The organism is Kitasatospora purpeofusca, from assembly GCF_000718025.1.
GTDB classification, from domain to species: domain Bacteria; phylum Actinomycetota; class Actinomycetes; order Streptomycetales; family Streptomycetaceae; genus Kitasatospora; species Kitasatospora purpeofusca.
In genome coordinates, this window is the sequence record NZ_JODS01000012.1 from 203,107 (window position 1) to 210,354 (window position 7,248).

The following is a 7,248-nucleotide window of genomic DNA, read 5'->3' on the forward strand; positions in this document are numbered from 1 at the left end:
GCCTCGGCATCGGCGGCCGTACAAGGACGGCCGACAAGGTGGTTGGAGGACCCCCGATGCACTCGAAAGCCCTGCTGCGCCTGGGCACAAACGCCGCCCGCCACCCCTGGCGGGTGATCGCGGCATGGCTGGTCGCCGCCACGCTCGCCGTCCTCGCCGCCGTCGCCTTCGGCGGGCGGAACGCGGATTCGATGACCGCGCCGGGACTGGACTCCCAGCGGGCCGCGCAACTGATCGAGCGGGCCGGCACCGGCCAGGAGGGGATGACCGCCCAAGTGGTCGTCACCCCCCTCGACGGCGCCGCGACGTTCTTCGACCACGACCGTGCGCGCACCGCTCTCACGCGGCTGCAGGCCGAGGTGGAGCGGCTGCCGCACGTGCTCGGCACGAGCGACCCGGCGGGGGCGCTCGACGCGGGCGGGGACACCGCCGTGCGCGGCGGCCTCGTCTCGGCCGACGGGCGGATCGCGGTCGTCCGGGTGCAGTACCCCGACCAGAGCCGGCTGTCGGCCGAGGACCTCGACGCCCTCGTCGATCTCGGCGACCGGCTGCGCGCCGAACTGCCCCTGCGCATCGAGATGGGCGGGAGCCTGTTCTACGCCTTCTCCGACGCCGACGGCGGCGCGAGCGAGTTGATCGGCCTGCTGGCCGCGGCCGCGATCCTGTTCCTGGTGTTCGGTTCGCTCGTCGCAGCCGCGCTGCCGATCGGCACGGCGGTCTTCGGGCTGACCGTCGGGGTCGCCACGATGACCGTACTGGCGGGGGTGACGGACGTCCCCACCTTCGCGCCGGTCCTGGGCAGCATGGTCGGGCTCGGAGTGGGCATCGACTACGCGCTGTTCGTGCTCACCAGGCACCGGGAGTACCTCGCGCGCGGGCTCGATCCCCGCGAGGCGGCGGGGCGGGCGGTGGCCACGGCGGGGCGGCCCGTGGTCTTCGCCGGCGGCACCGTCGTCGTATCGATCCTCGGCCTGGCGGTCGCGAACATACCGTTCATGACGGTGGGCGGGCTCGCCGTCTCGATCGTCGTTCTGACCATGGTGGCCGCGTCGGTGACGCTGCTGCCGGCCTTCCTCGGCGCCGCCGGCCCGCGTCTGGCCCGGGCCGGCCGGATCGAGCGGGCTCTGCGGGCCAGGAAGCCGGGCCGACCCGCACGGCGGCGGGACCCGGCGGCAGGCGCCGCCGGTGCCGCCGGGTGGCGTCGCTGGATCGGGCACGTCGGCCGGCACCCGGTGCCGTACGCGGTCGGCGCGGCGGGGCTGCTGCTGACCGCGACGCTGCCCGTGCTCGGTCTGCGCGTCGGCCTGCCCGACGACGGCTCACTTCCCCACAGCCGTACCGAGCGCCGGGCCTACGACCTCGTCGCCGAGGGGTTCGGCCCGGGCACCAACGGTCCCCTCGTCATCGCCGCGGACCCCGCCGGTGATCCGGGCGTGCTGGACCGACTCGTCGCAACGGTCGCGGCGGATCCGGGCATCGCGTCCGTCGCACCGACGCACGTCGATCGGGCCACCGGCATCGCGACCCTCGTGGTGTTCCCGACCACCGGCCCCCAGGACAGGGCCACGGCCGACACCGTCGCCCGGCTGCGCACCGACGTGCTGCCCACGGCGATCGGGCAGGGCCCGGCCAGGGCCCACGTCGGCGGCGCCGCCGCGAGCCTGTCCGATGTGGGCCGACGCACCAGCCAACGCCTGCCGGTGGTCGTCGCCGCCGTGCTGGCGGTGTCGTTCCTGCTGCTGATGCTGGTCTTCCGCTCGGTACTCGTACCGCTCAAGGCGGTACTGCTGAACCTGCTGAGCATCGGCGCGGCCTACGGCATCATGGTCGCGGTCTTCCAGTGGGGCTGGGGAGGCGCTCTCATCGGGCTGGAAGCGACGGTTCCGATCGTGTCGTTCATCCCGATGTTCCTCTTCGCCATCCTGTTCGGCCTGTCGATGGACTATGAGGTGTTCCTCCTCTCCCGCGTACGCGAGGAGTTCCTGCGCACCGGCCACAACGGCACGGCGATCGTCGAGGGCGTCTCGCGCACCGCCCGGACCATCACCTCGGCCGCCCTCATCATGGCGGCGGTCTTCCTGTCCTTCGCCGTCGCCGAGGACCCCTCCACCAAAATGTTCGGGCTCGGCCTGGCCACCGCGATCCTCATCGACGCCACCGTCGTACGCATGGTGCTGGTACCGGCGACCATGACACTCCTCGGCCGGGCCAACTGGTGGCTGCCGACGTGGCTGGACCGGATCCTTCCCCGCGGCCCGGTCGGCACCGACGGCACCGACGACACCGACGGCACCGGTTGATCACGACTCGATACGCACCCTAGGAGGACGTCGCGTTCGGGGAGTCCACCGACGGAAGGGCTCTCGCCGTCTCCCCCGGGGTCCGGAACAGCTCGTCCAGATGGCGGGCCAGGATCGCCGTCGCCGCCTCGCCGGTGCGCTGGCCGCCCAGCACGCTGGAGCCCAGACCGTTCACCATGGCCAGCAGTCCGGCGGCGGCGATCCCGGGGTCCTTGCCGGGGTCGACCTCCCCGGCCTCCTGGGCCGCGGCGATGCGCTTCGCGAGGAAGCCCTCCAGCAGTTCGGGCTGCCGCGCGCCGTGCTTCTCCAGCACCTCGGGGTCGTTGAGCACCAGGGTGTAGTAGGCGGCGTAGGTCCTGGCGATCCGGCGGCTCTCCGGATCGGTCGGCAGGATGCACGACAGGATCGCGGTCACGGTGCCGCGCGGTGTGGGCGGGGATCCCGCCTCGCCGATCCACTTCTCCATGCGGGCCTGGAGCTGGGCGGCGAGCCGGGTCAGCGCGTCCAGCAGCAGCCCCTGCTTGGTCTCGAAGTAGTACTGCACCAGCCGCAGCGAGACGCCGGCCTCGGCGGCGACCGCCCGCATGCTGGCCGACTGCAGCCCCTGGGTGTCGGCGATCCGCAGCAGCGCCTCGGCGATCTGCCGTCGGCGTTCCTCGTGATCGACCCGCGCGGTCATGGTCCCACCTCCCTGGCACGCCCTCTCTGGTACACCCGTATCATGCCGTGATACACATGTATCATGCGAATCAGCCAGTTCAAGAACGACCGGGCCAGGGACCGATTCCGCACCGCCTACGAGCGCACCCTGGCCGAACTGTGGCCGGGGCCGCGGACGGCGCTGGACCTTCCGACCGCCTTCGGGACCACCCGCGTCTACCGGAGCGGGCCGCAGAACGGCGAGCCGATCGTGCTGCTGCCCGGATCGGGCGGCAACGCACTGATGTGGCACCGGTACATCGACGCACTCGCCGAGCACCGTCCGGTCCTCGCCGTCGACACGGTCGGCGAGCCGGGCGCGAGCGTGCAGACCGCCCCGATGGCCGACGGCCGGGACGGCGCCGCCTGGCTGGACCAACTCCTCGCCGCACTGGACGTGACGGACGCCCATCTCGTCGGCTGCTCCTACGGCGGCTGGCTGGCACTCAACCACCAGATCCACCACCCGGGACGAGCCGCGTCCCTCACCCTGGTGGATCCCGCCGGCTTCGCCGACTTCGGCGCCCGGTTCTACACCTGGCTGATCGCCGGCGCCCTCGCCGCGACAGCGCCGCGCCCGCTCCGCCCTCCACTGGCCCGCCTGGTCGGCAACAGCGCCGTCCTGGAACGCGAACTGATGGGCCTGATGCGCGCATCGACGGGGTTCCGCCGCGCACTCCCGGTGCCACCGGTCTTCTCCGACGAGGAACTCCGCCGTCTGCGTGTCCCCGCACTGTTCCTGCTCGGGGCGCGCAGCGCCATGCACGACTCGCGCAAGGTCGCCGACCGGCTCGGCGAGCTCGTGCCCGCGGCCCGGGTGGAGATCGTGCCCGGCGCCGGCCACGCACTGCCGACGGACCGCCCGGACCTGGTGGCCGACCGCATTCTCGGCAGCGTCGGACGCCAGGGCCACCTGTGAGCTGTCGCCGCCCGAGGGCACGGGGAAATTCGGTTGCCGCGGGCGGGCGACTCGCTCATGATCTCCCGCATGGACTTTTGAGGACTGCCACGTAGTACGTACCTGTCGCGCGATCGACCCCGGAGCCTGACGACCCGGTCCCGGGGCGATGGGTCGCGCCCCTCGTGAGCATCCGTCGCAGAGCGGGAGCCGCCGAGTGAGTTCGGCCTGCCCTCCTGCTGAGTCCTGAAAGCACCCAACCCATATGAATACCGACCGCAAGGCCCTGTGGGCCGTGCGTCAGTCCGCCCTGCCCACCGTCGTCCGGTCCTGCCCGGACTGCCCCGGCACGCGGCACCGCGCCTCGGGGAAGATCCGCGTCAACGCGAGCGGCAAGATGCTCGACGTGTGGCTGCTGCTGAGCTGCGCCACGTGCGACCGGACCTCGAAGGTGCCCGTCCACGAGCGCGCCCACGTCTCGACGCTGGAGCCGGCCCGGCTGGTGGCCTACGAGACCAACGACCCTTCAGCGGTACGGGAGTTGGTGACGAGCGCGTCGCTCGCGGCGAAGAACCGGTACCGGCTCGACTGGACCGGGACGTGGGAGCTGGAGACCCGCATGCCGCTGTACGCGCTCGACGACCCGAACCCGCTCCCGGTAGAGGTCCGCTTCGAGCTGCCCGCGCCGGTCCGGGTGGAGCGGCTGCTCCAGCTCGGTCTCGGCCTGAGCCGGGCCGAGGTGCGCCGTCTGGTCGCGGACGGGCGGATCCGCCTGCCGTTCGCGCCGGACGCCAAGGCACACCGGGACTTCGACCTCACCATCCACGGCCCCGGTTCCGTCGACGCGGCCAAGCACACGAAGTCCCCCGCCGTGCCCGACGCCGAGCACACCGGCCCGCCCCGGATCGGGCTGCCGCCCGCACCCGGCCGGGAGCTCCCGCGCCGGGCCGCGGCGGCCGGGAGGTAGCCGCCGGCGGCCGCCGCGACGTCCGCGGCGCGTCAGCGGCGGGTCACCCTGACCACGCCGGTCTCGGTGCCCTGGTAGAGCGTTCCGTCCGGACCGGTGGTGCCGGTCATCTGCAGCGGGTTGTAGAGCAGTCCGAGGCCGATCCAGGAGCTGGAGAGCTGGGCACCGGTCCCGGGGTCGACGGTGGCGTAGGAGTAGGACGCGAAGGTCTGCGCCCCCGCCGAGCCGGTCGGGCCGCTGACGGTGAAGGTGTAGATCTTCCCGTCCCCCAGTGAGAGCCGCGGCAGCGCGGCCGACTTGACGTTGCTGTTCCAGACCGGGTGGCAGCCGTTGCCGTCGGCGTCGAGGTCGACCCGGCTCAGCCCGCCGTCGAACCCGGCCGAGGCCGGGACGCTGGCGGGCGCTCCGGCCGGGAGCGCGGGGTACGGGTAGCCGTAGGTGTTGGTGACGAAGACGCTGCGGCCGGAGGCGATGACGGCGTCCTCGGTGCCGCTCGCGGGGAACTGGGTGAGCACGGGTGTGGTGCAGACCGGGTTCGGACCGCCGGCGACGCGGTAGACGAGCAGGTTCTCGTGCGGCGCGGCGTTGTCGGTGATGGTGACGTACTCGGTGCCGGTGCCGGGGCCGAAGAAGCTGGGCGTCGCGCCCGTCCCCCAGCTCAGCTGGCCGGGCTTGCGGCCGGGGCCCCGGTCGTAGGGGGCGCGCCATTCGACGGTCGGGGTGCCGTCGGCGGTCTCGGTGAGCAGGTAGAGCGCGTGGTCGGTGGCGACGGCGGTGTGGCCGGGGACGGTGGAGATGCTGTTCTGCACACCCTCACCGGTGTTGAGGGTCCGGACCGCACCGGTGCTGGTGTCGACCGTGCCGATGGTTCCGCCGCCGGTGGCGAACCACACCCGGCCGTTCCAGCCGGGGCTGAGGCCGACGATGTTGTCCCCGGCCGGAACGGCCGCCCCGAGCGGGGTCGACTGGTCGACCGTCAACTTCCAACCGTCGGCGGTGAGGTGGTGGCCTATTCGCAGCAGGTTGTTGCCGCCGTCCACGAGCACCAGGGCGTCGGTGTTGTCGAGGTAGGCGTAGACCCCGCCGAACAGACTGCCCTTGGGCAGCGCCAGCGAGGCGAGGTCGGCGCCGGTCCCGGGGTCGAGCAGGTGCACGGTCGGGGTCTGCCCGAAGATCGTGGTGCAGAGGACCACCGGGCGGCGGTCGCTGCCGATCACCACGGTCGGGCAGGCCGAAGCGAGCGCCGTACGGCTCCAGTTGACGGCGCCGCTGCCGGGACCGGGGTAGGGCGTGGTGTCGCTGGACGCGCTGTCGCCGTGCATCGTCGCGGTACCGTTCGCGGCGGTGGCGGGGTTCGGCGGCGGCAGCGGCCCGAAGGTGCCGTCGGCGGCCCGGGCGGCGGTGGCGGGGGTGCAGAGCACCGCCGCGGCGGCGAGGGTCAGTGCGGTACGGACGGCGCGTTGGGTGCGCGGGCGCATGGAGGATCCCGTTCCTGGGGTCGAGGGGGAAGGGGAACCCGGTGGCCGTGCCGTCCCGCTCGTGCGCGGCACGCGGGCGCACCGCACGCGTACTTACGTATGTGTGCGGGGGTGCGGGTGCGTGCGTGCGGATGGGAACGGGGCCGATCGGCTCGGGTTCCGTGGCGGCCGGCCTCGTGCGGCGTGCGGCGGACGAGGTGTCGGCGGAGTGCGGGCCCGTCAGGCGACGTGGCGACAACCCGTGGTGGTGGCACGACCATGGTCGACATGGCGGCGGCTCACGAGCAGGGTCATGCCAGGGACTGTAACCGAGCCCGCGGCCGGGGACGAGTACCCGGCCACTCTGCGAGACGACTGCTCGGACGTCCGAGTTTTCGGGTCCCGGCTCCCGCGTTCCGGGTTCCGGGTTGCAGTTTCCGGGTTCCGGGGCCAATCCGCCGGCCCGTCGGCCGCGAATGGCGATCGAGCGCTTTCCCACCGGACCCAGGAGGTCTTCATGCACAGCTGCCGACCCGGCGGCAGGCCACGGCAGTCGATCGCGGCCACGGGTGCCGCCGGCGGCGGGGGGACGGGCCGGTGAACGCCGTCGTGTACCTCTCGGGTCCTCGGTACCGGGGCCCGGATCTGAAGGAACTGGTCGCCAGGACGGCGCTCGGCGACCAGGAGGCGTTCTCCCGGCTGTACGACGCGGTGGCCGGACCGATGCTGGGCCTGGTCCGGCGGGTGCTGCGGGATCCGGCGCAGTCCGAGGAGGTCGCCCAGGAGGTCATGTTCGAGCTGTGGCGCACGGCCGCCCGGTACGAGCCCGAGCGCGGTGAGGTGATGGCGTGGGTGCTGACGATGGCCCACCGGCGGGCGGTGGACCGGGTGCGGACGGCGCAGGCGGCCGCCGACCGGGAGCAGAAG

6 protein-coding genes are annotated in these 7,248 nt (G+C 73.1%); 4 read left to right on the forward strand and 2 right to left on the reverse strand.

The features are described from left to right. The first annotated feature begins 56 nt into the window (after positions 1-56). Positions 57-2,300 (forward strand): MMPL family transporter, encoded by a 2,244-nt coding sequence (locus IF01_RS0119400; protein ID WP_030394714.1) that lies wholly within the window; start codon positions 57-59, stop codon positions 2,298-2,300. 19 nt (positions 2,301-2,319) lie between these two features. Here the strand turns inward: IF01_RS0119400 and IF01_RS0119405 are convergent, their stop codons facing one another. Further along, positions 2,320-2,979, reverse strand: a complete 660-nt coding sequence (locus tag IF01_RS0119405; RefSeq protein ID WP_051755674.1) for a TetR/AcrR family transcriptional regulator — start codon at positions 2,977-2,979, stop codon at positions 2,320-2,322. Between the two features lie 63 nt (positions 2,980-3,042). Between IF01_RS0119405 and IF01_RS0119410 the strand changes: the two genes are divergently transcribed. Both IF01_RS0119410 and IF01_RS0119415 read left to right on the forward strand, forming a co-directional pair. Continuing rightward, positions 3,043-3,918: an alpha/beta fold hydrolase gene (locus IF01_RS0119410; protein ID WP_030394716.1), complete on the forward strand. Its 876-nt coding sequence runs from the start codon at positions 3,043-3,045 to the stop codon at positions 3,916-3,918. Positions 3,919-4,162: 244 nt separating this feature from the next. Then, positions 4,163-4,864, forward strand: a complete 702-nt coding sequence (locus IF01_RS0119415; RefSeq protein WP_030394717.1) for a DUF1062 domain-containing protein — start codon at positions 4,163-4,165, stop codon at positions 4,862-4,864. 32 nt (positions 4,865-4,896) lie between these two features. On the opposite strand, the gene IF01_RS0119420 is transcribed toward IF01_RS0119415, so the two are convergent. Continuing rightward, entirely contained in the window at positions 4,897-6,342 is a 1,446-nt protein-coding gene (locus tag IF01_RS0119420) for a hypothetical protein (RefSeq protein WP_030394718.1), read from the reverse strand. Between the two features lie 576 nt (positions 6,343-6,918). Here IF01_RS0119420 and IF01_RS50075 point away from each other — a divergent pair. Beyond that, on the forward strand, positions 6,919-7,248 hold a 330-nt coding region (locus IF01_RS50075; protein ID WP_279617267.1), incomplete at its 3' end, for a sigma factor.

What these genes read in the sequence shown, in the direction of transcription:
- IF01_RS0119400 (WP_030394714.1), top strand. Translation starts at nt 57, where the DNA reads ATGCACTCGAAAGCCCTGCTGCGCCTGGGCACAAACGCCGCCCGCCAC.
- IF01_RS0119405 (WP_051755674.1), bottom strand. Translation starts at nt 2,979, where the DNA reads ATGACCGCGCGGGTCGATCACGAGGAACGCCGACGGCAGATCGCCGAG.
- IF01_RS0119410 (WP_030394716.1), top strand. Translation starts at nt 3,043, where the DNA reads ATGCGAATCAGCCAGTTCAAGAACGACCGGGCCAGGGACCGATTCCGC.
- IF01_RS0119415 (WP_030394717.1), top strand. Translation starts at nt 4,163, where the DNA reads ATGAATACCGACCGCAAGGCCCTGTGGGCCGTGCGTCAGTCCGCCCTG.
- IF01_RS0119420 (WP_030394718.1), bottom strand. Translation starts at nt 6,342, where the DNA reads ATGCGCCCGCGCACCCAACGCGCCGTCCGTACCGCACTGACCCTCGCC.